This window comes from Pseudomonadota bacterium, from assembly GCA_016195085.1.
Classification (GTDB): domain Bacteria; phylum Pseudomonadota; class Alphaproteobacteria; order SHVZ01; family SHVZ01; genus JACQAG01.
The window spans coordinates 1-26,618 of sequence record JACQAG010000066.1 but is presented as its reverse complement, the minus strand read 5'-3'; the positions used below and the strand labels follow the sequence as shown (position 1 = coordinate 26,618).

The 26,618-nt window shown below is 66.3% G+C and carries 25 protein-coding genes; 18 read left to right on the top strand and 7 right to left on the bottom strand.

All coding sequences use genetic code 11. The annotated features are described in order from the left end of the window. Window positions 1-234: 234 nt before the first annotated feature. From HY058_18580 to HY058_18570, 3 genes are all read right to left on the bottom strand, one after another. Window positions 235-1,494 (bottom strand): DUF1501 domain-containing protein, encoded by a 1,260-nt coding sequence (locus HY058_18580; GenBank protein MBI3499305.1) that lies wholly within the window; start codon window positions 1,492-1,494, stop codon window positions 235-237. 4 nt (window positions 1,495-1,498) lie between these two features. Continuing rightward, window positions 1,499-3,070 carry a DUF1800 domain-containing protein gene (locus HY058_18575; GenBank protein MBI3499304.1) on the bottom strand — a complete coding sequence of 524 codons (1,572 nt, stop codon included), beginning with the start codon at window positions 3,068-3,070 and terminating at the stop codon, window positions 1,499-1,501. A gap of 111 nt (window positions 3,071-3,181) precedes the next feature. Beyond that, complete coding sequence (locus tag HY058_18570) at window positions 3,182-4,282, bottom strand: serine hydrolase (protein MBI3499303.1); 1,101 nt, start codon at window positions 4,280-4,282, stop codon at window positions 3,182-3,184. Between the two features lie 156 nt (window positions 4,283-4,438). Between HY058_18570 and HY058_18565 the strand changes: the two genes are divergently transcribed. The 7 genes from HY058_18565 to HY058_18535 all read left to right on the top strand — a co-directional run bounded on the left by HY058_18565 (window position 4,439) and on the right by HY058_18535 (window position 12,130). Then, window positions 4,439-6,028, top strand: coding sequence for an ABC transporter substrate-binding protein (locus HY058_18565; GenBank protein ID MBI3499302.1), 1,590 nt, complete (start codon window positions 4,439-4,441; stop codon window positions 6,026-6,028). Between the two features lie 36 nt (window positions 6,029-6,064). Further along, a complete protein-coding gene (locus tag HY058_18560) occupies window positions 6,065-7,105 on the top strand; it encodes an ABC transporter permease (GenBank protein ID MBI3499301.1) in 1,041 nt (346 codons plus the stop codon). Continuing rightward, window positions 7,102-8,025, top strand: a complete 924-nt coding sequence (locus HY058_18555; GenBank protein MBI3499300.1) for an ABC transporter permease — start codon at window positions 7,102-7,104, stop codon at window positions 8,023-8,025. The genes HY058_18560 and HY058_18555 overlap by 4 nt, the downstream gene beginning before the upstream one ends. 187 nt (window positions 8,026-8,212) lie before the next feature. After that, a complete protein-coding gene (locus tag HY058_18550) occupies window positions 8,213-9,079 on the top strand; it encodes an ABC transporter ATP-binding protein (protein ID MBI3499299.1) in 867 nt (288 codons plus the stop codon). Then, window positions 9,076-9,882 carry an ABC transporter ATP-binding protein gene (locus HY058_18545; GenBank protein ID MBI3499298.1) on the top strand — a complete coding sequence of 269 codons (807 nt, stop codon included), beginning with the start codon at window positions 9,076-9,078 and terminating at the stop codon, window positions 9,880-9,882. The genes HY058_18550 and HY058_18545 overlap by 4 nt, the downstream gene beginning before the upstream one ends. Window positions 9,883-9,904: 22 nt before the next feature. After that, a complete protein-coding gene (gene betA / locus HY058_18540; GenBank protein ID MBI3499297.1) occupies window positions 9,905-11,554 on the top strand; it encodes a choline dehydrogenase in 1,650 nt (549 codons plus the stop codon). Between the two features lie 72 nt (window positions 11,555-11,626). Continuing rightward, complete coding sequence (locus HY058_18535; GenBank protein ID MBI3499296.1) at window positions 11,627-12,130, top strand: GAF domain-containing protein; 504 nt, start codon at window positions 11,627-11,629, stop codon at window positions 12,128-12,130. 48 nt (window positions 12,131-12,178) lie between these two features. Here HY058_18535 and modA read toward each other — a convergent pair whose 3' ends face one another. Continuing rightward, on the bottom strand, window positions 12,179-12,970 hold the full coding sequence (gene modA, locus HY058_18530) for a molybdate ABC transporter substrate-binding protein (protein MBI3499295.1): 792 nt from the start codon (window positions 12,968-12,970) through the stop codon (window positions 12,179-12,181). 242 nt (window positions 12,971-13,212) lie between these two features. Here modA and HY058_18525 point away from each other — a divergent pair, with 242 nt between their 5' ends. From HY058_18525 to HY058_18495, 7 genes are read left to right on the top strand one after another with little or no spacing between them, the layout of a single operon-like run. After that, complete coding sequence (locus HY058_18525) at window positions 13,213-13,983, top strand: ABC transporter ATP-binding protein (protein MBI3499294.1); 771 nt, start codon at window positions 13,213-13,215, stop codon at window positions 13,981-13,983. Next, the gene (locus HY058_18520; protein MBI3499293.1) at window positions 13,980-14,678 is read left to right on the top strand and encodes an ABC transporter ATP-binding protein; all 699 of its coding nucleotides are present in this window, start codon (window positions 13,980-13,982) and stop codon (window positions 14,676-14,678) included. Before HY058_18525 ends, HY058_18520 begins: the two co-directional genes overlap by 4 nt. Window positions 14,679-14,730: 52 nt before the next feature. Continuing rightward, window positions 14,731-15,936: an ABC transporter substrate-binding protein gene (locus HY058_18515; GenBank protein ID MBI3499292.1), complete on the top strand. Its 1,206-nt coding sequence runs from the start codon at window positions 14,731-14,733 to the stop codon at window positions 15,934-15,936. Between the two features lie 56 nt (window positions 15,937-15,992). Next, on the top strand, window positions 15,993-16,820 hold the full coding sequence (locus tag HY058_18510; GenBank protein ID MBI3499291.1) for a branched-chain amino acid ABC transporter permease: 828 nt from the start codon (window positions 15,993-15,995) through the stop codon (window positions 16,818-16,820). Between the two features lie 13 nt (window positions 16,821-16,833). Continuing rightward, on the top strand, window positions 16,834-17,766 hold the full coding sequence (locus HY058_18505; GenBank protein MBI3499290.1) for a branched-chain amino acid ABC transporter permease: 933 nt from the start codon (window positions 16,834-16,836) through the stop codon (window positions 17,764-17,766). A 54-nt stretch (window positions 17,767-17,820) separates the two neighbouring features. Then, window positions 17,821-19,002: a methylated-DNA--[protein]-cysteine S-methyltransferase gene (locus HY058_18500; GenBank protein ID MBI3499289.1), complete on the top strand. Its 1,182-nt coding sequence runs from the start codon at window positions 17,821-17,823 to the stop codon at window positions 19,000-19,002. 7 nt (window positions 19,003-19,009) lie between these two features. Beyond that, a complete protein-coding gene (locus HY058_18495) occupies window positions 19,010-19,648 on the top strand; it encodes a glutathione S-transferase family protein (GenBank protein ID MBI3499288.1) in 639 nt (212 codons plus the stop codon). Between the two features lie 283 nt (window positions 19,649-19,931). On the opposite strand, the gene HY058_18490 is transcribed toward HY058_18495, so the two are convergent. Further along, window positions 19,932-20,600 carry a 4Fe-4S dicluster domain-containing protein gene (locus HY058_18490; protein ID MBI3499287.1) on the bottom strand — a complete coding sequence of 223 codons (669 nt, stop codon included), beginning with the start codon at window positions 20,598-20,600 and terminating at the stop codon, window positions 19,932-19,934. Window positions 20,601-20,613: 13 nt separating this feature from the next. Further along, on the bottom strand, window positions 20,614-22,266 hold the full coding sequence (locus HY058_18485) for an isovaleryl-CoA dehydrogenase (protein ID MBI3499286.1): 1,653 nt from the start codon (window positions 22,264-22,266) through the stop codon (window positions 20,614-20,616). 269 nt (window positions 22,267-22,535) lie between these two features. Here HY058_18485 and pstS point away from each other — a divergent pair, with 269 nt between their 5' ends. The 4 genes from pstS (at window position 22,536) to pstB (ending at window position 26,397) form a co-directional block, all read left to right on the top strand. Further along, the gene (gene pstS / locus HY058_18480; protein ID MBI3499285.1) at window positions 22,536-23,612 is read left to right on the top strand and encodes a phosphate ABC transporter substrate-binding protein PstS; all 1,077 of its coding nucleotides are present in this window, start codon (window positions 22,536-22,538) and stop codon (window positions 23,610-23,612) included. Between the two features lie 117 nt (window positions 23,613-23,729). Next, entirely contained in the window at window positions 23,730-24,722 is a 993-nt protein-coding gene (pstC, locus tag HY058_18475) for a phosphate ABC transporter permease subunit PstC (protein MBI3499284.1), read from the top strand. Then, window positions 24,719-25,555, top strand: a complete 837-nt coding sequence (gene pstA, locus HY058_18470; GenBank protein ID MBI3499283.1) for a phosphate ABC transporter permease PstA — start codon at window positions 24,719-24,721, stop codon at window positions 25,553-25,555. The genes pstC and pstA overlap by 4 nt, the downstream gene beginning before the upstream one ends. Before the next feature lie 41 nt (window positions 25,556-25,596). Continuing rightward, a complete protein-coding gene (gene pstB / locus HY058_18465; protein ID MBI3499282.1) occupies window positions 25,597-26,397 on the top strand; it encodes a phosphate ABC transporter ATP-binding protein PstB in 801 nt (266 codons plus the stop codon). Between the two features lie 25 nt (window positions 26,398-26,422). On the opposite strand, the gene HY058_18460 is transcribed toward pstB, so the two are convergent. Then, the coding region (locus HY058_18460) for a GTP 3',8-cyclase MoaA (protein MBI3499281.1) at window positions 26,423-26,618 on the bottom strand (196 nt) is incomplete at its 5' end.

Genomic DNA, 26,618 nt, shown 5'->3' with positions numbered 1-26,618 from the left:
CTATTCTGGTGGCGCATGACGTTGGTCCCTTCCGTGTTCAGAAACGTTGCCAGACGTTCCAGACGCAGATGAATCAACGTCATGCGCCCTGTCTACAAAAACTAAACCGGACAGCCGTGGACTTGATCCGGGCATCCACGTCTTCCGTTGTACGGCTGCACCACGTGGATGGCCGGGTCAAGCCCGGCCATGACGATTAAATTTGGAACAGGATCAGCAATGATACCGTCGGACCTAAGTCCGGAACAGCCCGAACGGCGCCAGCGGAGTAAAGCCTGGTAAGATCGTCGCCGTATCCTTGACGCCGAGCCGCCGCAGGACGAGCTCGGCGAGCACGGCGCGATAGTCGGTGGTGACGGCGAGGTCGACGCCGCGGTCGAGCTCCGGGGTCGAGAGCCCGGGCCAGGTGCCGTAGAGCCTGCCGCCCATCACATGGCCGCCCAGCACCAGCATGTGGCCGCCATGGCCGTGGTCGGTGCCTTGGCTACGGTTGGCTCGCAAGCGGCGGCCGAACTCGCTCATGACCACGATCGTCATCCGCTCGTTTCTCTTGGCCATGTCGTTGTAGAACGCCGCGAGGTTGCGGGCGAAGACGCCGGCAAGATTGTTGAAGCGGCCGGGCTCGCCTTCGTGGTGATCCCAGCCGTTGCAATCGACCGCCGCCACGGCAAGACCGAGCTCCGCCTTGGCCAGCCGCGCCACCGATTGCAGGCTGCGCATGAATTCGCCGCCGCCATCGTAGGCGGCGCCATTGTCGGGCTGATAGGCCGCGACCTTGCCGTCGGGGCCGCGCGGCAGTGCCACATCGACCGCGGCGATGTTCTGGAGGGCCTGCCGCCCGGCGCGCGCCACCACATCCTCGCCGCTGCCATAGAGCCGGGCCAAGGCCTGACGCACCGGCTCGCCGCCGGGAATGCCGAGGCCTCCCTGCATATCGGGAACCGCGAGCGCCGCCGCATCGCCCAGGAGCCCGGCGGAGACGCCGGGATTGGCCGAGACCGCGGGTACGCTCGCCGGGGCCTTTGCCTCGGCCAGATAGCGCGCGAGCCATCCCGTGTCGCGCTCGGGCCGCTTTTGCTCATCGACGATGCCGCGCTCGATCAAATCCTGGGCGACGAAATGGCTGCGCGTGGCGTTGCTCAACCCCGTCGCCACGACGATGGCGAGATGGCCGGCGCGATAAAGCTCATAGAGCGGTGCCGCTTCGGAGTGCAGACGAAAATCGAGGCCGGGCACGAGGTTGCTGTCGAGGCGATGGCCTTGGCGGTCGCCGGCATCCAGCACCCTCAGCTCCGGCGGCCGCGCGTCGATGTAGCTCCGGTCGTTGGCCGGCGCCATCATGTTGAGCGCATCGCAGCCGCCGCGCAGGAAGATCACGACGACGAGATCCCGCCCCTGCCCGGTCTCGGCGAAGGCGAGGTTGCGCACGCCGGGAAGGGCGCCGACGGCGCCGGCCACAGCGCTTTGCAGGAGATGGCGGCGGCTCACGCGCATGGTCTCACCGCCTCTGGAACCGCGGCGACAGCGCCGCCAACGCCACCAAGCGCCGTGCCTGGTCGGTTGCGAGCACGGTCATCGGCTCGACGCCCATCGCAGCGGCAAGATCCTCGGCACCCTCGTGGGTCCCGGTCAAGAGCGGCAGCCAGTAGCCGAGCACGGAGGCAGCCGCGACTTCGCCGCCGCCGACGGCGTGCGTGGGATCGAACACCCCGGTGCTCCACCAGTTCTCGGCGGTGCCGAGCACGAGCGACCACCGCCGGCGCATGGCGCTGGTGCTGGTCCAGTAATCGGCCGTATCGGGGTGTCCGGTCGGCGGGCCCCAGCCGAAGAGGCGCTGGCCGGAACCGTCGAGCTCGCCCAGGAGTCCGAGGGTCGGCTGGAAGTCGATGCCGCTCGCGCGCATGAAGGAGGCCACCAGCTCCAAGGGTCGCTTGACCTTGGCGCCCGCCCCGCGCGCGATGTCCGGCGATGTGGCGATCAGGCGTACGGTTTGCGCGATCTGGTCCGGCCGGTCGCGGAGCTTGATGAAGCGATCGGCGGCGGCTTGCACCAGGCCCGGCGGCGGCGCATCGGCGACGAGGCGCTGGCAGAGCTTGGTTGCGACATGGCGCGCGGTCGCCGGATGGAAGGCGACGAGATCCAAGACCCTCTCCCCGTCGGCCATGGCCGGCTGGAACGGGTCGAACTCGCTCGCCAGCACGCGCTTCTGGTAGTTGTCGTGCCAGGCTTCGACATAGACGAAGCGACCGGTCATCGGCAGGCGCAGCTCGCCCCCGAGTCCGGCGCCGTCCTCGATGCTCCAGCCGGTGAAGGCCCGCGCCGCCTCGTAGACGTCGCCGTCGATGTAACCGGCAGCATGGCCGTCGGCGGCACCGGGCACGTCGCGCCAACGGCTGTAGAGATCGTTGAAATACGCGGCGCGGCCGAGCCCATGCAGCTCGAAGAGCTCGCGGGCGTAATTTTCGTTGGCGTTGCCGGCGCGCGAGGAGCGGTTGTTGAGATAGACCAGCATCGCCGGCGACTTGGCGACCGCACCCAGGAGCTGGCGGAAATTGCCGAGCGCATGGGGCCGGATCGCATCCCGGTCGAAGCTCGGCAGAGCGGCGGCGACCGACTGGTCGCCGGCGGCGTTGACGTTGAAATGGTTGTGCCAGAAATCGACCAGCACCTCGCGCAGCTGCCAGCGGCTATAGACCGCGCGGATGAGCGTGGCCGCCATCACCTCCTGGCGCGGCCGCTGGCGTTCGGCCCCGGCGATCGGGCGCTTGCCGTCGGCGAGCGGCCAGACTTGCTCGATCGGGGCGGCCAGCGTGCCCAAGGGCCGGGTCTCGTCGACGGCCGGATACTGATCGCCGGCGGGATAGCGGATGCGCAGCGTCGCGGCGGCGAGCCGCTTGCGGCTTTCGCCGTCGGCGGCTTCATCGGGCTTCAGCTGCTGGTCGAGCCAGGCGGCAAGCCCCTGGCGATGCATGAGCTCCGCCTCGCCCGCACGCGGGCCGAAGGCCAGGCGATTGAGCTGAGCCCACGCCGCCGCCGGTGGAGGCGCTGTCGGGGCCGTCGCCACGGGCATGCTCCTGTTTAAGATGCCGCTGTCTGCGCCCATGTCGATCGACGCTCCATTCCTTGCCAGCCTAGCCGATGGCCTCGTAACCGTGCTGTGACATTTGTCACTGACGCCATCTCACGGCGCCGCCGCCAGGATGAGGCCGAACAGCCGGCCGAGCTGATGGGCGTTCACCTCCGTCTCTTTAATATCGGTGTCGACCCGATGCACGATCACGAGCTCGCGGCTCGGGATCACCAGGACCACATGGCCGCCGACGCCGCGGGCGGAGTAGCTGCCCTCGGGCAGGATCACGCCGGGATAGTGGATGCCCTGGCGGGTGACCCACCACATGAAGCCATAGGCGCCGTGATCGCCTGCATCGGAATAGGGCAGCACGCTATTGCGGACCCAATCCTCCGGCACGATCTGGCGATCGCCCCAGCGACCGAGGCGCAGATAGAGGAGGCCGAAGCGCGCGAGATCGCGGGCGGAGAGACGAAAGGGATAGGCAGGGTGACGGCTCGCCTCCAGCGCGACATACTCGCCGTCCTTCCGCCCATCGTCGTAGCGGAAATCCTGCATGCCGAGAGGAACCGCGATCTCATCGCGGAAGGCGGCGAAGATGCTGGTCCCGGCGCGCTCTTCGAAGATGGTGCCGAGCGCGTTGAAGTCCCAGTTGTTGTAGCACCAGAAGGTGCCGGGGCCGTGGCTGTGGCGGGCCTCGCGGGTGGCGATCATGCCCGGGCTCTCGAAACCGGTCGGGTGATAGACGCCGGAGCGCGCCAGCAGGAGGTTGTACACCGTTGCCAGCTTCTCGCGCTCGCTCAGTCCTTCCTTGTCGTCGATGCCGAGATCGGCCAGCGATCTCCCAAGCTCGATGGCGCCGCGCTCGACGAAGATGCCGTAGAGCGCCGACAGCAAGCTCTTACGGATGGAGTGGCACATATAGCGCTGCTCGGTCGGGCCCCATTCATCCACCACCAGGCCGCTCTGGACGATCATGACCGAAGCCGTGGGCACGGTTGCGGCATAGCCCTTGGCCGCTTCCAGCCCATCGGGCGACCAGCCGAGCCGCCTCGGGTCCTCGATCCGGGACCATTCCGCTCCGGGCAGATAGGCGCGCTGGGCATGATAGGAAGCGGCGGAAACGCTGACGATATCGGGCAAGACCCCCTCCTCTCGGCACTCGGCGAAGCATAGCAGGCGAGGCGGGCCTGGCTGAGCTTTCGCTTGCATCGCCATGCCGGCCCAGCGAAAAATGGCGGCCAACAGGGAATCGCGCGAGAACGCGCCGAGGCCGGGAACGACCCGGCCCAACCATTGCGCCGGCTTCACCCGGAACCGACCGGCTCACGGCTTTCGCCGTGGAGCTTGCAACAGGGGAGACCATCCATGCTGAAGCGCATCGCCGCCACCGCAACCATTGCGGCTCTGACCGCCCTTCCGGCAATGGCGGAGACGCCCAAAGACACCTTCGTCATGGCCTGGAACCTCGATGCGCTGATCACCATGGATCCAGCGCAGATCGGCGAGGTGAACGGCAATGAGATCATGACCAATGTCTGCGACCGGCTGGTTGCCTTCGACTTCGACGATGTCTCCAAGATCGTGCCCAGGTTGGCTGAAAGCTGGTCGATGTCGGAGGACGGGCTCAGCCTCACCTTCAAGATCCGCAAGGGCCTCAAGCATCCCACGGGCAATCCAGTGACCGCCGGCGATGCCGCTTGGTCGATGCAGCGCGTGCTTGCGCTCAACTTCGGCGATGCCGCGACCTTGCGCGAATGGGGCTTCACCAAGGAGCTGTCGGCGCAGCAGTTCACCGCGCCGGACGACAACACGCTGCTGGTCAAGCTCGACAAACCCTATCCGCCGCAGCTCATTCTTTCGTCGCTGTTCGTGACGCGCTCGGCCTTTATCCTCGATCGCCAGGAGATCGAGAAGCACGTCGTCAACAACGACCTCGGCAACGCCTGGCTCAAGACCAACAGCGCCTGCGTCGGCCCCTACCGCCTGCGCACCTGGAATGCCAATGACGTGGTCATTCTCGAGCGCAACGAAGATTGGTGGGACAAGAAGCCGGCGATGCGCCGCATCATCGTCCGCCATGTACCAGAGTCGGGTGCGGAAAGGCTCCAGCTCGAGAAAGGCGACATCGATGCCGCCCGTCTCTTGAATGCGCAGGACCTCGAGGCTGTCGACAACAGCTCCAATCTCCGCCTGCAGCTCACCGCCACCCACGGCTACACTTATCTCTCCTTCAACCTGACTGATCCCATCCTGAGCAACCCCAAGGTGCGCCTCGCCTTCCGCTACCTCGTCGATTACAAGGGACTGGAATCGACGGTCATGAAATATCAAGGCATCGCGCGGGCAAGCGTGGTGCCGATCGGCGCCTTCGGCGCGCTCTCCAAGGAAGAGGGCCTGCCCTTCAAGCTCGACATCGACAAGGCCAAGCAGATCTTGGCCGAGGCCGGCTATCCGCAAGGCTTCAAGAAGAAACTGATTCTCTCGGCGAACAACTTCAATCCAGCCTTGGCTCAGCACATCCAGGGCAATGCGGCCAAGGCAGGGATCACGCTCGAGCTCGAACAGATGGCGGACGCGCAGCTCTTCACACGCACCCGCTCCCGCGACTATGAGATCTCCCAGATCGGTTGGCAGACCGGATATCCCGATGCCAACAGCATGATCTCACGCCACGGCATCAACCCCGACAACAGCGCCGAGGCGAAGCTCGCCATGTATCCGAGCTGGCGCGCTGCTTTCCAGGATCTCTCGATCAATGCCGACACCGACAAGGCGATGTTCGAGAAGGACCCGGCGAAGCGCATCGCCATCTATCACAGCATTCAGATGCGCCTCATGGAGACCGGCCCGATGGCCTACATGTTCCAGCCCATCCGGCCGATCGCGCTCCGCAAGGAGGTGAAGGTGTTCAAGGAGAACGCCTTCCGCGTCGGCTACGAGACCATCGACAAGTAGCGATCCGTCGTGGCCAGCACCGGACTCGCCAAGCCCATGCGAGCGGGAGAAGCGGCCTCGCTTCTCCCGGGCTGGGTCAGGCCCGCGTGGCGCATCGTCTCCTCGGTGGCGGTGACCTTGATCGGTCTCCTGGCGCTTACCTTCTTCATCGGGCGCATGCTGCCGATCGACCCGGTCATCTCCATCGTCGGCGACCAGGCCGATGCCTCCACCTACGACATGGTCTATCACCAGCTCGGCCTGGATAAGCCGCTCTACATGCAGTTCTGGCTGTTCGTCAGCGACATGCTGACCGGCAATTTCGGCCAGGCGTTGTTCACCGGCAACCGCGTTGCCGTCGACATCAAGCGCGTCTTCCCGGCCACCATCGAGCTCGCCACCGTGGGCCTCACGTTCGGCGTGTCGATCGGCGTGCCCATCGGCGTGCTGGCAGCGGTCTATCGCGGCAGCCCGATCGATCATGTGGCGCGCTTCATCGGCCTGCTCGGCTACTCCTCGCCCACCTTCTGGCTGGGGCTCATGGGCCTCGTGGTCTTCTATGCGGCCCTCGGATGGGTCGGCGGGCCGGGGCGGCTGGATGTGTTCTTTCTCGACATCGTCGAGCCCCGGACCGGCTCGATCCTCATCGACTCGGCGCTCGAAGGCGAGTGGGAGGTGTTCTGGAATGCCGTCAGCCATATCGTGCTGCCGGCCTCGATCCTGGGCTATGCGCAGATGGCCTATATCAGCCGCATGACCCGCAGCTTCATGCTGGAGCAGCTGGGCCAGGAATACATCATCGCCGCCCGCGTCAAGGGCCTGTCCAAATGGCGGGTGGTGTGGCGCCATGCCTTCCGCAACATTGCGGTCCAGCTCATCACCGTCATCGCCCTGGCTTACGCCTTCCTGCTCGAGGGTGCGGTTTTGACCGAAACGGTGTTCGCCTGGCCCGGCTTCGGGCGCTATCTCACCTCCGGCCTCTTGACCGGCGATATGAATGCGGTGCTCGCCTGCGTGCTCATCGTCGGGATCACCTTCGTTTGCCTCAACCTCCTCTCCGATCTCCTCTACCGGATCTTGGATCCGCGGACGCGATGACGGCGGCAGCGCACGAAGCCGGGGCGCAGTCGCTGCGCGGCTGGCTCACCGCCGAGGTCACCACCTCGGCCAGACACGCCAATCTGCAGCGCTTGTATTTCGGCTGGCTCAGGCTCCGCCAAAATCCGCTGGCCATGCTCGGCCTCGGCGTCATCCTCCTCCTATTGCTGGTGGCGCTGTTCGCGCCGGTGATCGCCACCTATGGCAGCAACGCCCAAAATCTCGCCAATCGCCTGATGCCGCCCAGCCGTGCCCATTGGTTCGGCACCGATGAGCTCGGCCGCGACATCTACAGCCGCGTCGTCTGGGGCTCGCGTATCACCCTTTACATCGCCGGCGTGGTGGCGGTGATCGCCGCCCCCATCGGCCTGGTCATGGGCACGGTCGCCGGCTATTTCGGCGGCTGGACCGACACGGTGCTGATGCGGGTGACCGACGTCTTCCTCTCCTTCCCCGGGCTCATCCTGGCGCTCGCCTTCGTCGCCGCCCTCGGCCCCGGCCTCGACCATGCGGTCATCGCCATCGCGCTCACCGTCTGGCCGCCGATCGCGCGCCTTGCCCGCGCCGAGACCCTCACCGTTCGCTCCAGCGACTACATCAACGCGACCCGCATCCAGGGCGCCTCGTCCTTGCGCATCATCGTCAAACACATCATGCCCATGTGCATTCCCTCGATGGTGGTGCGCATCACCTTGAACATGGCCGGCATCATCCTGACCGCGGCTGGCCTGGGCTTCCTCGGCTTAGGCGCGCAGCCGCCCCTGCCGGAGTGGGGGGCGCTGCTCTCCACCGGACGGCAATACATGCTGGGCAGCTGGTGGCTGGCGGCCATGCCGGGCATCGCCATCCTGATGATCAGCCTCGCCTTCAACCTCTTCGGCGACGGGCTCCGCGACGTGCTCGACCCGCGCAGCGAATGAGCTCCATGCCGCTATCGGACGGTGCGTTGGACAACGGGCATGCGTGCTTCGACAAGCTCAGCATGAGGTCTTTCATTGTTCCATCCTCGATGCGACGCACGACTCACCTCATCCTGAGCTTGTCGAAGGACGCATGGCGGCTCTGCAACGCTATCTTATTTCTACGTAGTTCCGGGACAGGACGGTCGTGACCGCGGCGCTCCTCACCGTGGACGATCTCTGGGTCCGCTTCCAAACCCCGCATCGGATCGTCGAAGCCGTCCGCGGCGTCGGCTTCACCGTCGGGCGCGAGAAGGTCGGGATCGTCGGCGAGTCCGGCTCGGGCAAGTCGATGACCGGCCGCGCCATCCTGAAGCTCACCCCCGGCAACGCCATGGTGAGCGCCCGGCGCATCGATTTCGATGGCGCCGATCTCGTCGCGGCGAGCGAGCGCGACATGCTGGAGATCCGCGGTCGGCGCATCGCCATGATCATGCAGGATCCGAAATTCTCCCTCGACCCGGTGATGCGCGTCGGCGATCAGATCGCCGAGGCCTTGCCGGCACGGCTCAAGCTCAGCCGAAGGGAGACGCGCCAGCGCGTGCTCTCGATGCTGGAGGCGGTCCGCATCCGCAATCCGAAGCGGGTCTACGATCTCTATCCCCATGAGGTCTCCGGCGGCATGGGCCAGCGCGTCATGATCGCGATGATGCTGATGGCGGAGCCGGCGCTGCTCATCGCCGACGAGCCGACCTCGGCCTTGGATGTGACCGTGCGCCTGCAGGTTCTCGCCATTCTCGACGATTTGGTGGCGCGGCGCGGCTTGGGCCTCATGTTCATCAGCCATGATCTGAACCTGGTCGCTTCGTTCTGCGACCGGGTGCTCATCATGTATGCCGGACGCATCGTCGAAAGCTGCAAGGCCTCGGAGCTGTACCAGGCGACCCACCCCTACACCCGCGGGCTCCTGGAGTCCCTGCCGCGGCTTAGCCAGCGCCGGCGACGGCTGGCGGTCCTCCAGCGCGACCCGGCCTGGCTGACCGAGCCGATCACCGGCACAAGCGGGCGCCCATGAACGAGCCGGCAATCGCGGTCGACGGGCTCACCGTCACCTTCGGCCGGGGACAGAGTGCCATCACCGCGGTCGACGGCATCTCCTTCGCGGTGCCCAAGGGCACCGTCTTCGGTCTCGTCGGCGAGTCCGGCTGCGGCAAGTCGACCATTCTCCGGGCTCTCGCCGGCCTCAATCGCTCCTGGTCAGGCGCGATCAGCGTCGACGGAGCGCGGCTCGAGCCCAATCGACCGAAGAGCTTCTTCAAGCTGGTGCAGATGGTCTTCCAGGACCCCTATGGCTCGCTGCATCCCAGGCACACCGTCAACACCGCCTTGGGCGAGCCCATCGCCATCCACGGCCTCGGCGATGCGGATCAGCGCATCGCCCGGGTGTTGCGCGAAGTCGGCCTCGGCCCCGCCTTCCGCTTCCGCTATCCCCATCAGCTCTCCGGCGGCCAGCGCCAGCGGGTCGCCATCGCCCGGGCCTTGGTGCTGGAGCCGAAGATCCTGCTCTTGGACGAGCCCACCTCGGCGCTCGATGTGTCGGTGCAGGCGGAGATCCTGAACCTTCTAGCGGAGATCCGCGAGCGCGAGAATCTCACCTATATCCTGGTGAGCCATGATCTCAGCGTCGTTGCCCATATGTGCGACCGGCTCGCGGTCATGAACCACGGCCGCATCGTCGAGGAGCTGGAGGTGGGCCAGCTCTCCGAAAACCGCCCGCGCCACCCCTATACCCGCCAGCTCATCGCCGCCAGCCTCGGTTATGACCGCAGCCTCGCCCGCGAGGAAAGCCTGGCCCGGATCGAGGAAGAGGCGCCATAGCCGGCGCCGCCTCGAGACCTCCATGCAAACCTTCGACTACATCATCGTCGGTGCCGGATCGGCGGGCTGCGTGCTGGCGAACCGGCTCTCCGCCGACCCCTCGGTCAAGGTGCTGCTGCTGGAGGCGGGTCCCAGGGATTGGACCTGGAAGATCCACATGCCCGCTGCACTCACCTACAACCTCGCCGACGACCGCTACAACTGGTTCTACGAGACCGAGCCGCAGCCCCATATGGATGGGAGGCGGCTCTATTGGCCCAGGGGTCGCGTGCTCGGCGGCTCTTCCTCCCTCAATGCCATGGTCTATGTGCGCGGCCACGCCGACGACTATGACCGCTGGGCGGCGGGCGGTCTCTCCGGCTGGTCCTACGCCGAGCTGCTGCCCTACTTCAGGCGGGCCGAGACCAGGGCGCTCGGCGCCGATGCCTATCGCGGCGGCGACGGGCCGCTCAATGTCTCGACCGGGTCCAGCCGCAACCCCTTGTTCGATGCCTTCATCCACGCCGGGCTGGAAGCGGGATACCCCCTCACCGCCGACATGAACGGCTACCAGCAGGAAGGCTTCGGGCGAATGGACATGACCATTCACCGCGGCCGGCGCTGGAGCGCGGCGCAGGCCTATCTGAGACCGGCCTTGAAGCGTCGGAACCTGCTGGTCGAGGTGAAGGCGCTGGCGACCCGGATCCTGTTCGAGGGCGGACGCGCGATCGGCATCGAATACGCCAAGGACGGCAGCACGCGCCGGGCGCGGGCCGAGCGGGAGGTCATCCTCGCCGGCGGCGCCATCAACACCCCGCAGCTCCTGATGCTGTCGGGCATCGGCAGGGCCGATCATCTCGGCGCGCACGACATTGCCGTCATCGCCGATGTTCCGGGGGTGGGCGCCAATCTGCAGGACCATCTCGAGCTCTATGTGCAGGTCGCTTCCACCCAGCCCATCACCCTCTACAGCGCCACCAAGACGCTGGCGATGCTCCGTATCGGGCTCGAGTGGTTCCTCTTTCAGACTGGGCTCGGTGCCTCGGCGCATCTGGAAGCCGGCGCCTTCATCCGCAGCCGGCCGGGCGTACGCCAACCCGATCTGCAGCTGCACTTCCTGCCTTCGATGGTGATCGACCATGGACGCCAGCCGGCCCATCGCCATGCCTACCAGGCCCATATCGGCCCGATGCGGGCGACCAGCGTCGGCAACCTCACGCTCGCCTCTTCCGATCCGCTCAAGCACCCGGTCCTGCAGCCGAACTATCTCGCGACCGAGCAGGACCGAGAAGAGATGCGCGATGCGGTCAAGCTCACCCGCGAGATCTTCCAGCAGAAGGCCTTCGACCCTTTCCGCGGCGAGGAGCTGCAACCGGGTCCTTCGGTCAAGACCGATGCCGAGATCGATGCCTTCGTGCGCGCCCGCTCGGAGAGCGCCTACCACCCCTGCGGCACCTGCAAGATGGGCACAGATGAGATGGCCGTGGTCGATGCCGAGACCAGGGTGCGTGGGGTCGAGCGCTTGCGGGTGGTCGATGCCTCGATCATGCCCAGCATCGTCAGCGGCAATTTGAACGCGCCGACGATCATGATGGCGGAGCGGGCCTCCGACATGATCTTGGGCAAGGCGCCGCTGTCCCCCGCCAACGCGCCAGTCCATCGCGCGCCGAACTGGGAGACACGGCAGCGCTGAGACGACACGCCTCGCTTGCCCTCCATGCCGCGCACGGGCAGAGTGCCACCGACACTGCAACGCAGGATTGCCATGGCCGCGACGAGACAGCCCTTGACGGTCGCCGACATTGCCGAAGTGATGGCGATGCAGGCCGCCGCCCACGAGCCCGCGGCCATCTACCAGGCCGTCGACAAGCTCGCGCAGCGCGCCATCGGTCATAACCTCTTCACCATGATGCGCGTCTACGAGACGGCGATGGAGGTGGAGCGGGTCTACAGCGACAATCCCAAGGCCTATCCCGTCGGCGGCCGCAAGCAGAAGCAGGGCACGCCGTGCGGCCGCATCGTGCTCGATGAGGGAAAGGTCTTCATCGCCCGCAATCCCGAGGAGCTCAAGACCGCCTTCGCCGACCACGCCTTGATCCTCAGCCTCGGCATCGGCTCGATTATGAATGTGCCGATCAGCCATGACGGACGCTGCCTGGGGACGATGAACATCTCCAACGAGGCGAACTGGTTCACCGAGGCCGACGCCAAGACCGGACTTGTGCTGGCCGGATTGGTGGTGCCGCTCATTCGGCCCATGGGAGCTTGAGCGCCACGAGCCGCCGCTTCACAGGCGCGCACGACTGCCTCCAACGGATCACTTCACCACCTCGAACCCTTGCGTCGCGAAAAACGGCGCGGCCGCAGGCGAGCGCAGCCATGCCAGGTATTTCGGCGCCTCCGCCTTAGTGCTGCGGGCGATGACGGAAGCGGGATAGATGATCGGCGGATGGGTATTCTCAGGGAAGACGCCCACCACCTTGACCTTGGGTTCGGCCGCGGCATCGGTGCTGTAGACGATGCCGAAGGGCGCCTCGCCGGTGGCCACCAGCAACAGGGCAGCGCGCACATTCTCCGCTTGGGCGATGCGGTCCTTCACGGCATCCCAGACACCCAGAAACTCCAGTGCCGCCCTGCCGTATTTGCCGGCAGGCACCGCCGCCGTGTCGGCCATGGCGAGCCGGCCGCTGCCGAGTCTCGCCGCCAGCGGGAAGCCCCGGGCGATCGTCAGCGATGCCGCGCTATCGGCTGGCGCCACCAGCACGATCCTGTTGCCGAGCAGATTCACCCGCGTCTCCGGCTTGATCAGCCCCTTAGACTGGACGTAATCCATCCAGTCCAAGTCGGCCGAAATGAAGAGGTCGGCCGGCGCCTCGGCTTCGATTTGCTTCGCCAGCGCCGGACTTGCCGCATAGGACACCGTGACCGCGGCGCCGCCCTGCTGGCGATAGGCGACATTGGCGTCGTCCAGAGCGTTCTTGAGGCTGGCGGCGGCGAAGACCAGGAGGTCCTCGGCGGTTGCCGGCCGAGCCGATAGTGCCGCGGCACCGACCATGACCATGGTCAAGGCGACGCCGAGATACGCCCATGGCATCGAACGGAGGATCATTCGGGGCACTCATTCTGTGGCAATCGTTGTATCCACCAGCATATATCGAACGACGCAACCAGCCCGCGTCGGCGGCTGCGCTGATGGCTAATGTCCCCCACGCATTCCCCAAATTACCCCCCTAGGTTCTTCAAGGCCTTGCATTGACAGGCTGCCTGGGTTCGACGTCTCATGGCATCGGATCGCCGAGAGCAAGCCAACCCGCAAGCGGTGGCAGCGCCGGCATCAGGAGGGTCTTGGGGGTGTTCCTTCTCACGGTGCGGGGTCTCACCCGCAGCTTCTATGGCGTCCACGCCCTCAATGGGGTCGATCTCGAGGTCGCTCCCGGGCTGATTACCGGCCTCATCGGCCCGAACGGCGCCGGCAAGACCACCGTCTTCAATTGCATCTCCGGGCTGGTGCCGCCCGATTCCGGCACGATCGCGTTCGACGGACGGACCATCACCGGCTGGCGTCCGGACCGGATCAGCCGCGCCGGCCTCGTTAGGACCTTTCAGATCGCGCGCGGCTTTCCCAGGCTGACGGTCCTGGAGAACCTGGTCCTCTACGGGCCGGACCAGCCGGGCGAAACCCTTCTTGCGGCGCTGTGGCGTTCCCGCGCCGCCTTGCGGAAGGAAGACGAGCTCGCGGCCCAGGCGTTCGCCATCGCCGAGCGCTTGAACCTGACGCGGGCCTTGAACGAACCGGCATCCAGCCTCTCCGGTGGCCAGAAGAAGCTGTTGGAGATCGGCCGGTCGCTGATGGCGAGGCCGAAGCTCCTGCTTCTGGACGAGCCCGTCGCCGGGGTCAATCCGAGCCTGGCCAACGAAATCGCTCAGCATCTCCGCACGCTCGCCCAGGAAGGCATCACCATCCTCCTGGTCGAGCACCACATGGACACGATCGCCAGCCTCTGCGACCACGTCGTGGTCCTGGCCGAGGGCCGCAACCTGGCGGCGGGCAGTTTCGCCGAGGTCGCCGGCAACGACTTGGTGCAGGAAGCCTATATGGGGCGGCGCAAGTGGGCTTCCTGAGCGTCCGGGACCTGGTCGTCGGCTACAGCGCCAGCGAGGAGATCCTGAAGGGCGTCGATTTCGAGGTCGAGGAAGGCAGCATCGTCGGCATCGTCGGCCCGAACGGGGCCGGCAAATCGACGCTGCTCAAGACCATCGCCGGCCTGCTCAGGCCGAGCCGCGGAAGCATCCGCCTCAAGGGCGAGGCCATCGCCGGCCGCGCCCCTGGCGATATCAGCCGGATGGGCATCGCCTATGTGCCCCAGGAGCAGAATGTCTTTCCGACCATGTCGGTCCGGGAGAATCTGGAGATGGGCGGGTTCCTCGATCGGGCCGGCCAGCGCACCAAGATCGAGGCGGCCTTCCAGCAGTTTCCGGTGCTGGCGGAAAAGCGGCGCCAGGCGGCGCGCACGCTGTCCGGCGGCGAGCGGCAGATCCTCGCCATGGCCATGGCGCTGATGGTGGAGCCGGCCATGCTGCTCCTGGATGAGCCGTCGGCCGGTTTGTCGCCGCTCGCCGCCGAGCGCTTGTTCGAAACCATCCGCCACATCAACAAAGCCGGCGTGTCGATCGCCATGGTCGAGCAGAACGCCAACGAAGCGCTCGCCGTGGCTGAGCACGCCTACATCCTGGTCGATGGCCGCAATCATCGCAGCGGCGCCGCTGCCGCGCTCGCCGCCGACCCGGACATCAAACGCATATTTCTCGGCGGCTGAGACGCCGCAAGTCGAGGATCGAGACGAACGTCAAAGGAGGAGCACGATGCGCATGAACAGGTTGCAGACCTCGCGCCGGTCGTTCTTGGCCGGTGCTGGAACCGCGGTGCTCGCGAGCGCCCTGCCCCGGAGCGTACGGGCCCAGGCGCCGAGCCTGCGCTTGGGTGTGCTGACGCCGCTCACCGGCGCCGGCGGCTTCGACGGCCCCCGCATGCTAAAGGCAATGCAGGCGGTGGCGGAGGAGATCAACGGCACCACCGGTCTCTTGGGCCGGAAGATCGAGCTCATCGTCGAGGACGATCAGACCAATCCGGAACCCGCCGTGCGCGCCGCCCGCAAGCTGATCGACGTGGACAAGGTGCCGGCGATCATGGGCACATGGGCTTCGGCGGTGACGACCGCCGTGGCGCCGGTGTGCTGGGAGAGCAAGACCTTCCTCACCACCGTCTCCGGCGCCGACTCGATCACGCTCCTGCCGCACCAGGGCTATCTGATCCGCACCCAGCCGAACAACAAGCTGCAAGCGACCAAGCATGCGGAGTTCATCGCCGCGCTCGGCGCCAAGCGCGTCTTCATCCTGTCGATCCAGGCGCCGTTCGCTGTGCCCACTCAGGAGTATCTCACCGAAACCCTGAAGGCGAAGGGATCGGAGCTGGTCGGCAGCCTGATCTACGACAAGGACAAGACCACCTATCGCTCCGAAGTCGATCAGGCCCTGAAGGCGAAGCCGGATTTCATCTATTTGAACGGCTACGCACCGGACGAGATGGTCATTCTGCGCGATCTCTATCGAGCGGGCTTCGCCGGCCCCCGCTTCGCCCAGTCCTATGCGGTGACGCCGAAGACCCTCGAGGCCCTGCCGCAGGAGGTGACCGAGGGCATCTACATCGTACAGCCCTCGGCCGACGTCGACTCCCCCGCCTTTGCGTTGGCGGCGAAGCGCTTGGGAAACCCCGAACCCGACTCCTACGAGACCCAGGCGACCGATTGGATCAGCCTCGTCTGCCTCGCCATCGCCAAGGGCAAGGAGGCGACCGGAACCTCGATCCGCGACAGCATGCGCAAGATCTCGCAAGGCGCGGGCACGAAGGTCTACAGCGCGGTGGAAGGCCTGAAGCTGCTGGCCGAAGGCAAGGAGATCAACTACGAGGGCGCCAGCGGCCCCTGCGACTTCACCGACATCGGCGACATCCTCGACTGCAAGTTCCGCTACCAGATCGTCGAGCACGGCAAGTACAAGTTCCTGAAGGTCGCTTGAGGGTGGGCTGGCAGGTCTCGCCGGCCGAGCTTCTGCAGCTCATCGTCAATGGCGTGATGGCGGGGACGATTCTGGCGATCCCCGCCATCGGGCTCACATCGATCTACGCCGTCCTCCGTTTTCCGAACTTCGCCCTCGCCTCCCATGCGACCGTGGGCGCGTTCGCCGGCTATGTGGCGAATGTCCGCTTCGGCCTGCCGGTCCTGCCGTCGGTCCTCGCCGCCTTCCTCATCGCCGGCGCCGCGGGCGTCGTCAGCGACGAGATCGTGCTGAAGCCCTTCCGTCCCCAGGGCTACATCACCACCGCGATCGCCTCGGTGGCGCTCACCATCGCGCTCGAGAACATCGTGCGCTTCGTCTTCGGCAACGAGCTTCGCGGCTATGATCTGCCCATCGAACGGGACTGGCGGCTGGGCAGCCTCCGCATCGGTCCGCAGCAGGTGGAGAATCTCGCGGTCGCGGTCGCGGTGATGGCGCTGCTCTTCGCCTTCCTCGCCTTCACCCGCACCGGAAAGGCCATGCGGGCGGTTGCCGACAATCCGATGCTGGCCAGCATCAAGGGCATCGACGCCGACAAGGTAGCGCGGCTCGCGAACTTCGTCGGCATGGGGCTCGCTGGTCTCGGCGGGATGCTGATCGGCCTCGACACCACGATCGATCCGCTGACGGGATTTCGCACCATCCTTTCGGTCTTCGCCGCCGCGGTCGTCGGCGGCTTGGGCAGCATCCCCGGCGCGGTCCTGGGCGCGCTCACGGTGGGCATCGGCGAGGAGCTCTGCCTCATCTTCCTGTCGCCGGACTACCGCAGCGCCGTCGGCTTCATGGCGATCCTGGTCATGCTGACGCTCCGGCCCCGCGGCATCCTTGGCCAAAGGGCCTATTAGGAGCCGGGCGCCGATGGAGAACTACATCATCGCCATCGCCGTCTCCGCCTGCATCTACGCGCTCATGTCTCTCGGCATGAACGTCATCTGGGGCATGGCCGGCATGATCAATCTCGGCCTGGTCGGATTCTTCGCCGTCGGTGCCTATGTCTCGGCCCTGGCGACGCTCAAGCTCGGCGTAGCAATTCCCCTCGGTATGCTCGCCGGCGCGCTCATGGCTTCGCTGGTCGGGGTCGGCGTGTCCTTGATCACCGCACGCCTGCGCGGCGACTATCTGGCGATCGTCACCCTCGGCTTCTCCGAAACGATCCGCATCTATGCCAGCAACGAGATCTGGCTCACCAACGGCACCGATGGGCTCTCGGGCATTCCCGGGCCATCCAGAGCCACTCTCGGCCCGGCTGAATTCAACCTGCTCTATCTCGGCATCGTGGCGACGGTGACGGTCGTCGCCTTCGTGCTGGCCGAGCGGGTCTGCTATTCACCCTTCGGCCGCGTGCTCCGCGCCATCCGCGACGATGAGCAGGGCGCTGCGGTCGCCGGCAAGCCGGTGGTCATGTTCAAGGTCAAGGCCTTCGCCATGAGCGCCGGCGCGCTTGGCTTGGCCGGCGCGCTTTACGGCCACTACACTTCCTACATTGCCCCCGACATCTTCGTTCCCTTGTTGACGCTCTACATCACGCTGGCGCTGCTCGCGGGCGGTCTCGGCAACAATCGGGGCGCGGTCCTCGGCGCCTTCGTGGTGGTGTTCTTCCTCGAGGCCACGCGCTTCGTCACCCCGCTGGTGCCGGGCCTGACCCACGTGCAAGGTGCCGCCCTCCGGGAGTTCCTGATCGCCTCCTCGCTCATCGTCATTCTGCGCTTTCGACCGCGGGGACTGATCGGCGAGCGGCTTCGCCATGTCCCTGTCCCGGGCGCCAAGCCGCAACCGGCTGGCGGCGGATAGCAAGATTCCCCAAGTCCGATGCCGGCCCGGAGTGCTAGCATCGTGCCCACAACCATGACGGCGCTGGGCTTCACGCTTTTTGACACGACGATCGGACGCTGCGGCATTGCCTGGGGCGGACGCGGCGTCGTCCGCGTGCAGCTCCCCGAAAGAGGCAAGGAGAAGACGCGGGCCCGCATGCTTCGGCAGTTCCCGAACGCAGCCGAAGCATCGCCGCCCCCGGCGGTGCAGCAGGCGCTCGATGGCATCGTGGCGCATCTCAAAGGCGAAGCCCGCGACCTTTCGACGATCGCGCTCGACATGGGCCAAGTGCCGCCGTTCCATCGCCGCGTCTACGCGGCCGCGCGCTCCATTCCATCCGGCGAAACGCTCTCCTATGGCGCCGTCGCCGCACGGCTCGGCCAACCGAAAGCCGCGCGCGCCGTCGGGCAAGCGCTCAGACGAAACCCCTTTCCGATCGTAGTCCCTTGCCACCGCGTGCTCGGCTCCGGCGGCAAGCTCGGCGGCTTCACCGCCGATGGCGGCCTTGCCACCAAGCTGCGTTTGCTTTCGATCGAGGGTGCCGATCCGAATGGCGGTGTCCAGCAATTCGAGGGCGACGGCGCCCTTGGCTTCGATCCCGGTCAAGCGATCGCGCATCTCCGCTCGGCCGATCCGGCGCTGGCACGGCTCATCGACGCCGTCGGCCCGTTTCGCCTGCAGCTCAAGAAGACACCCAGCATCTTCGTGGCGCTGGCCGAGGCAATCGTCTATCAGCAGCTGACGGCCAAGGCGGCGGCGACGATCTATGCGCGGCTCTGCGCCTTGTTTCCCAGCGCCCATGCGGGCCCCACTCCCCGCCAGATTCTGCGCGCCTCGGAGGACCAGATCCGCGGCGCCGGCCTGTCGCGCGCCAAGCTGATGGCGCTCCGCGACCTTGCCCAGAGGGCGGTGGACGGCGAAATTCCCGGCCTTGCCGCGGTCCATGGCATGGAAGACGAGGCCATCATCGAGCGCCTGAGCCAGGTCCGCGGCATCGGCCGATGGACGGCGGAGATGCTGCTCATTTTCCGCCTCGGCCGTCCCGACGTGCTGCCGGCGGATGATTACGGTATCCGCAAAGGCTTCGCCGTCACCTTCAAGAAGCGCCAGCTCCCGGGGCGCCAGGACATCGAAAAGCGCGGCCGGCGCTGGCAGCCCTACCGCACGGTGGCGAGCTGGTATCTGTGGCGCGCGGCGGAGCTTGGAAAACCATAGGACGGCAATGATCACCCTCTATTACGCGAGCGGCTCTCCCTATGCCTGGCGCGTTTGGCTCGGGCTCGAGCACAAGAACATCCCCTATGAGCTGAAGATGCTCTCCTTCGATGCAGGCGATCTCAAGAAGCCGCAATTCCGCGCCCTCAACCCGCGCGGCAAAGTGCCGGTGATCGTCGACGATGGTTTCGCCCTCTCGGAATCCGCCGCGATCCTCGAATATCTCGATGACAAATGGCCCGGAATGCCACGCCTGTTCGCGACCGACCTGCGCCAACGCGCGCTGCAGCGGCGTCTGATCCGGGAAGCGGACGGGTATTTTGCCGCCGCCATGGAGCATCTGGCGGAAGCACTGCTGTTCACGGCGAAGGAGCGATGGTCGGAAGAGACGATCGCCGCCGCGTGTGCCGGGCTCAAGGAAGAGCTCGCACGATGGGAGACCGTGGTCGGAAGCGGCTATTTGGCCGGAGACCTGTCGGCCGCCGACTTCACCCTCTACCCCGAGCTTGCCCTCGCGTTGCGCATCGCCAAACGCAAGCCGGGCCTGCCCAGCGAGGGACTGGTCGGACCCAGAATGGCGGCGTGGGTCGCCCGCATGGAGTCGCTACCTATCGTCCGGAAGACCTGGCCGCCTCACTGGAAGTGAATGAGAGGCTCGCGACGTCCACCCGAAGCTAAGCCGATCAAGGGGTCCGGCGAAGGCACGCCAAATCGCGGGCTATGGGATAGTCCATGGGCCGATCTTAGTCACGGTTGGCGCCTTCAGCTCAAATCAGATTTCCAACCGCATCCTCTTATCTCGTCATGCGCGGGCTTGACCCGCGCATCCACGCAGCGCCGCCTTACGAAGGAAGACGTGGATCGCCGGATCAAGTCCGGCGATGACGAAATTGTTGTGTATTGCGGCCCTTTGCTGCAGCGGTCCGTTCTCAACCTTGACGGTTCCGCAGAAACGCCTGCATGTGGAACGCTGCCTGGGCTGGGACATAGGCGGAAGCGCGACCAACGGGGCAGGCACGACGTGCCAGGCAGCCGGCGGTCATGCAGTCGACACCCGCGGGATGCGAAAGGTGACCCACGCAGCGCACAACGTCGTAGCTTCTGCCATCGAACGCCCCGACCGGGCAGGCCTTGAGGCAGGGACGTTCGGCGCAGGCATCGCAAGGCCGCGGGCGCGTGTCCGGCGGCGGCAAGGAGACCCGTTCAGCGAAGGCGAGCGCCCCGCGATAGGCATGCCACAGGCCATGATCGGGGTGGATCAGCATGCCAAGGGGCGATTCCGCCACCGGCTCCGCGCGCTTCGCCCAGGGAATGAACGGCAGATGGGGCGGGCCGCCGAACGGGAAGAGCGGATAAGCGCCGACCGAGGCAGCTATGGCGCCGATGATCCGGCGGCTCCAAGCGTCCAAGGGTGAGTGGGGCAAGGATGCCTCCGGTGCTGCGGCAAATACGTCCCACATCGCTGGTCCGACATTGCCCACGAGCACCAGAGTGACGGCTGCCCGACCGTCGGGTAGGTTCGGCACGCCGTCGCTGGCCGTGGGATGGAACGCGCCGCGCAGCATGAGGCCACTCTGACGGACGCGCTCTTCGAGCATGGCGATGCTCGCGCTAATTCGGCATCGCCCGGTCGATGATCGCGCGGGCATCGATGCCGGCAGGGAGCGTGCCGAAGGCGCCGCTCCAATGCCCCTCGAGGCGCCCGGCGCAGAAGGCGTCGGCCATGGCAGGGGCGGAGAACCGCACCAGCAGCGAGGCTTGCAGCGCCAGCGCCAAGCCTTCCGTGAGACGACGCGCGCCGGCTTCGGCATTGGCGTGATCGGCGAGTGCCGCCTTGAGATCGGCGGTGTAGCGATCGAGCCGCTTGTCGCCGCCTTTGGCGGCCTCGATCTCGCCCAGAACCGCCGCGAGCCCATCCGGCGCCCGCTCGGCGGCGCGCAGCACATCGAGACAGATGATGTTGCCCGCCCCCTCCCAGATCGAGTTCACCGGCATCTCGCGATAGATGCGGCCGAGCAGCGCCTCCTCGACATAGCCATTGCCGCCCAAGACTTCCATCGCTTCCGCCGCCAGGACCGGCCCGCGCTTGCAGATCCAGAACTTGGTGACCGGTGTCATGAGACGGCGGAACGCGTTCTCGCCGGCATCGCTCTCCGCATCGAAGGCGCGCGCCAGGCGCATCACCAGCGCCATCGCCGCTTCCGCCTCGATCGCCAAATCGGCGAGCACGTTCGCCATCAAGGGCTGGTCGACGAGATGGCGCTGGAACACCGTGCGGTGCCGCGCATGGTGGAGGGCCTGGCTCACCGCCTGGCGCATCAGTCCCGTGGTGCCGAGCGCGCAATCGAGCCGCGTATAGGTGCCCATTTCCAGGATCGTCGGCACGCCGCGGCCTTCCTCGCCCAGAAGCCAGGCATGGGCGCCGTGGAACTCGACCTCACTGGAGGCGTTGGATCGATTGCCGACCTTCTCCTTGAGCCGCTGCAGATGGATGGCATTCAGCGACCCATCCGGGGTGAAGCGCGGCAGAAAAAAGCAGGAGAGACCGCCCGGCGCCTGCGCCAGCACCAGAAACGCATCGCACATCGGCGCCGAGAAGAACCACTTATGCCCGGTCACCCTGTACTCCGCCGCCGGTCCTCCGGCGCCGACGGGTTGGGCATGGGTGGTGTTGGCGCGCACGTCGGAGCCGCCCTGCTTCTCGGTCATGCCCATGCCGACGAGAGCGCCGGTCTTCCCCGAGGCGGGCCGGAAGCGCCGGTCATAGCGCCGCGAGACCAGGAGCGGCAACCAATCCTTCGCGATCTCTGGCTGACGGCTGAGCGCCGGCACCGAGCCATAGGTCATGGTGGTCGGGCAGAGGCTTCCCGCCTCGATCTGGGCGTGGAGCATATAGCCGGCAGCGCGGGCGACATGGGCGCCGGGCTTGGGCTCGGCCCAGGGGCCGGTGTGGAGCCCGTTGGCAACCAGGCTCGCCATCAGCTCGTGCCACGCCGGATGGAATTCGACCTCGTCGCGGCGGCGGCCAAAACGATCGAAGCTGTGGAGCACCGGCGGATGCCGGTTGGCGAGCTCTCCCAGCGCGAAGCTGGAGGCGCGGCCGCAGTCTTCGCCAAGCCGCCGCAGCCACCCCGCCGCCCAGCCCGCCCCCTCGCGCTCGACCGCTTCTCCAAGCGCGCGGTCGCCAGCGAAAAGGTTGTAGTCGACGAGCGGCGGCGGCTGATTCAAGACCTCATGGGTGGCGAAGGTGTCGATTTCAGGCATGGGACCGCATCAAGAGCACCAGCTTCGCGGGACTCAGCACCGGCCAGGGGTCGCCCGCCGACCGGCAATGATGCGCTCCAAGCCGAAAATCCGCAATTCTGGGCGGTCCTTTGCGGCCGACCCGCGGCGGCTTCGAGTGAAATCAATCTGTCATGGAGCCGTCATATTACTGTCCCTCGGTCTGCCTAGGATGGCGCCGGTCGGGACCACACAGGCTGCCCCGAACCCTATTCCCCGCACCCAGAAGGATCCCGCCCATCATGATGAAGATGCCCCTCAAGGCCCTCGCGGCGAGGACGATCGCGGCTGCAGCGGTCGCCTTCCTCGGTCTCGCGGCGGCCCTCCCGGCCAGCGCCCTCGACATCACCGGCGCCGGCGCCACCTTCCCCTACCCGATCTATGCCAAATGGGCCGAGGCCTATAAGGCCGCAACCGGCATCGGCCTCAACTACCAGTCCATCGGCTCCGGCGGCGGCATCAAGCAGATTACCGCCAAGACCGTCGACTTCGGCGCCTCCGACATGCCGCTTTCGCCCGAGCAGCTGAAAAAGAACGGGCTCGTGCAGTTCCCGACGGTCATGGGCGGCGTCGTCGCCGTCGTCAACCTGAAGGGTGTCGAGGCCGGCCAGCTGAAGCTCACCGGCGAGGTGCTGGCCAAAATCTATCTGGGCCAGATCGCCAAGTGGAACGACCCGGCCGTGGTCGGCCTCAACCCCGGGGTCAGCCTGCCGGACCGCGCCATCACCGTGGTCGCCCGCTCCGATGGTTCGGGCACCACCTTCATCTTCACCAACTACCTCTCCAAGGTGAGCGCCGATTGGAAATCCAAGGTCGGCGAGAACACTGCGGTCGAGTGGCCGACGGGAATCGGCGGCAAGGGTAACGAAGGTGTGGCCGCCTATGTGAAGAACACCGAAGGCGCCATCGGCTATGTCGAGTATGCCTATGCGCTGCAGAACAAGCTTGGCTACGTGTTGATGCGCAACAAGGCGGGCGAGTTCGTCAAACCGGAAAGCAAGGCGTTCCAGGCGGCGGCGGCGAACGCCGATTGGTCGTCGGCTCCCGGCTATGCCCTCCTGTTGACCGAGGAGCCCGGCAAAGAGAGCTGGCCGATCACCGGTGCCACCTTCATCCTCATCCACGCTAACCAGTCGGATCCGGCGCGGGGCGCGGAGGTTCTGAAGTTCTTCGGCTGGGCCTATGCCAACGGCGGCAAGATGGCCGACCAGCTCGACTACGTGCCGCTGCCGCCGAGCCTGATCGGCATGATCGACAAGACCTGGCATAACGAGATCAAGGGGCCGGACGGCAGGCCCGTGTGGACCTCGACAATCAAGATCAACTAACCCGCACGCCTCCGACCAGAAGCCGGCGGGGGCCTCTCCTCAGGGGCGGACCCCGCCGTTTTTATGCCGGTTGCGGCCCTCATCGATCCCTGGCGATGCATCGACATGACCGTTGACATGACCGCCGCCGACGCAGCAGCGTTGCCCATGGCTGAGCGTGTTGGCACCCGTGGTTCCAGCGACCTAGGCGACCGGCTATTCCGACACGCGACCCGGCTCTTTGCGGCTCTCGTGCTGCTGTTGCTGGGCGGCATCATCGCACTGCTCGTCGTGGGCGCTTGGCCTACCTTCGAGAAGTTCGGCCTGGGCTTCGTGGTGACCACGAGCTGGAATCCGGTGACCGAGAATTTCGGCGGATTGGTGCCGATCTACGGCACGCTCGTCACCTCATTCATCGCGCTCCTCATCGGCACCCCCATCAGCTTCGGCATCGCCTTGTTCCTGACCGAGCTGTCGCCGCCTTGGCTGAAGCGGCCGATCGGCACCAGCGTCGAGCTCCTGGCCGCCGTGCCCAGCATCATCTACGGAATGTGGGGCCTGTTCGTCGTCGCCCCCTTCCTCGCCTCCACGGTGCAGCCCTTCCTCATCGACCTTCTGGGCGAGGCGGCGATCATCGGGCCGTTGTTCCGTGGGCCGCCCTTCGGCATCGGTTTGCTCACCGCCGGCCTCATCCTGTCGCTGATGGTGCTGCCGTTCATGGCCGCGGTGATGCGGGACGTGTTCGACACGGTGCCGCCGATAGTGAAGGAGTCGGCCTACGGACTTGGCGCCACCACCTGGGAGGTGATGTGGAAGATCGTGGTGCCCTATACCCGCGTCAGCGTCGTGGGCGGCATCATGCTGGGCCTCGGCCGGGCGCTCGGCGAAACCATGGCCGTCACTTTCGTGATCGGCAACGCGCACCGGATCTCCACTTCCCTCTTCGCTCCCGGCAGCACCATCGCCTCGGCGCTCGCCAATGAATTCACCGAGGCGGTCGGCGACCTCTATGTCTCCTCGCTGATCGCGCTTGGTCTCATCTTGTTCGTCATCACCTTCATCGTGCTCGCGGCCGCGAAGCTGATGCTGCAGCGGCTGGCGAAGCAAACGGCCGGCGGGGCCAAGCGATGACCATCTACGGACGTCGGCGCGCAACGAACGCCGTCGCGCTCAGCCTCTCGCTCGGCGCAACCGCGCTCGGCTTGGCGGCGTTGGGCGCGATCCTCTTCACCCTGATCGCGCATGGCATCGAAGGCATCGATTTCAGGATCTTCACCGAGACGACGCCGCCGCCGGGCAGCAGCGGCGGGCTCTTGAATGCGATCGCCGGAAGCCTGGTGTTGACCGTGCTGGGCACGCTGATGGGCACGCCCGTCGGCATCATGGCAGGCACCTATCTCTCCGAATTCGGCCATGACAGCTGGCTCGCCAACGTCACCCGCTTCGTCAGCGACATCCTCTTGAGCGCGCCTTCGATCGTCATCGGCCTGTTCATCTACGAGCTCCTGGTCTTGCGCATGGGGCATTTCTCCGGCATCGCCGGGGCGGCGGCGTTGGCCGTGATCGCCATCCCGATCGTGGTGCGCACCACCGAGGACATGCTGAACCTGGTGCCGAGCGGGCTGCGCGAGGCAGCGATCGCGCTGGGTGCGCCGCGCTGGAAGATGATCACGCTGGTCGCCTATCGCGCTGCCCGCCAGGGCATCGTGACCGGCATCCTGCTCGCCATCGCTCGCATGAGCGGCGAAACGGCGCCACTCTTGTTCACCGCGCTCAACAACCAGTTCTGGTCCTACGACCTCAACGGGCCGATGGCGAGCCTGCCGATCGTGATCTTTCAGTTCGCCATGAGCCCCTATGACGACTGGCACCGGTTGGCGTGGAGCGGTGCGCTCCTCATCACCTTGGGCGTGCTCGGCCTCACCGTGATCGCCCGCATCTTGGTTTCCGAGCGCCGGAGGTAAACGGCATGTCCTCGATGCAAGTATCCCAGGGCACCGAGCCGATGCTGCCCGCCGACGCCGCCGTCGAGGCGCCGGAGCTCGACATCACCGATCCGAAGATCTCGATCCGCGATCTCAGCTTCTTCTACGGCGCGAACCAGGCGCTGAAGTCGATCAGCATGGACTGCCCGGCGAACGAAGTGACCGCCCTCATCGGTCCCTCGGGCTGCGGCAAATCGACCCTGCTCCGGGTCATCAACCGCATGTACGATCTCTATCCGGGCCAGCGCGCCCAAGGCGAGGTGCTGATCGACGGAGGAGATGTGCTCGGCGCCGGCGTCGATCTCAACCATCTGCGCGCCAAGGTCGGCATGGTCTTCCAGAAGCCGACGCCGTTTCCGATGTCGATCGCCGACAACATCGCCTTCGGCGTCCGCCTGCATGAGCGTCCGAACAAGGCCGAGATGGCGGAGCGCGTCGAGTGGTCGCTGCGTCAAGCGGGGCTTTGGGAGGAGGTGAAGGACCGCCTCCATGACAGCGCCCTCGGCCTGTCCGGCGGCCAGCAGCAGCGTCTCTGCATCGCCCGCACGGTGGCGGTGAAGCCGGAGGTCATCCTCTTGGACGAGCCGACCTCGGCCTTGGATCCGATCGCCACCCAGCGGGTCGAAGAGCTGATCGACGAACTCAAGGTCGACTACACCATCGTCATCGTCACCCACAACATGCAGCAGGCGGCGCGCGTCTCCAGCCATACCGCCTTCTTCTATCTGGGCCAGCTCATCGAGTATGGGAAGACCGGCGACATATTCACCGTGCCCCGGGTCGAGCAAACCCGCGCCTATGTCACCGGTCGCTTCGGCTGAGCGATCGAGAACTGGAAATGAGCCTCTATCCGCCGGTCACGCTCATGTGACGGGCCACCGCCGGGCGCTTGTGCCGGCGGTCGATGACGAAGTCGTGGCCGCGGGGCTTGCGCCCGATCGCCTCGTGGATCGCTGCCAGCAAGGGCTCGTCGGATTCGCTGGCGCGCAAGGGGGCGCGAAGATCGGCCGCATCGTTCTGGCCGAGGCACATGTAGAGCGTG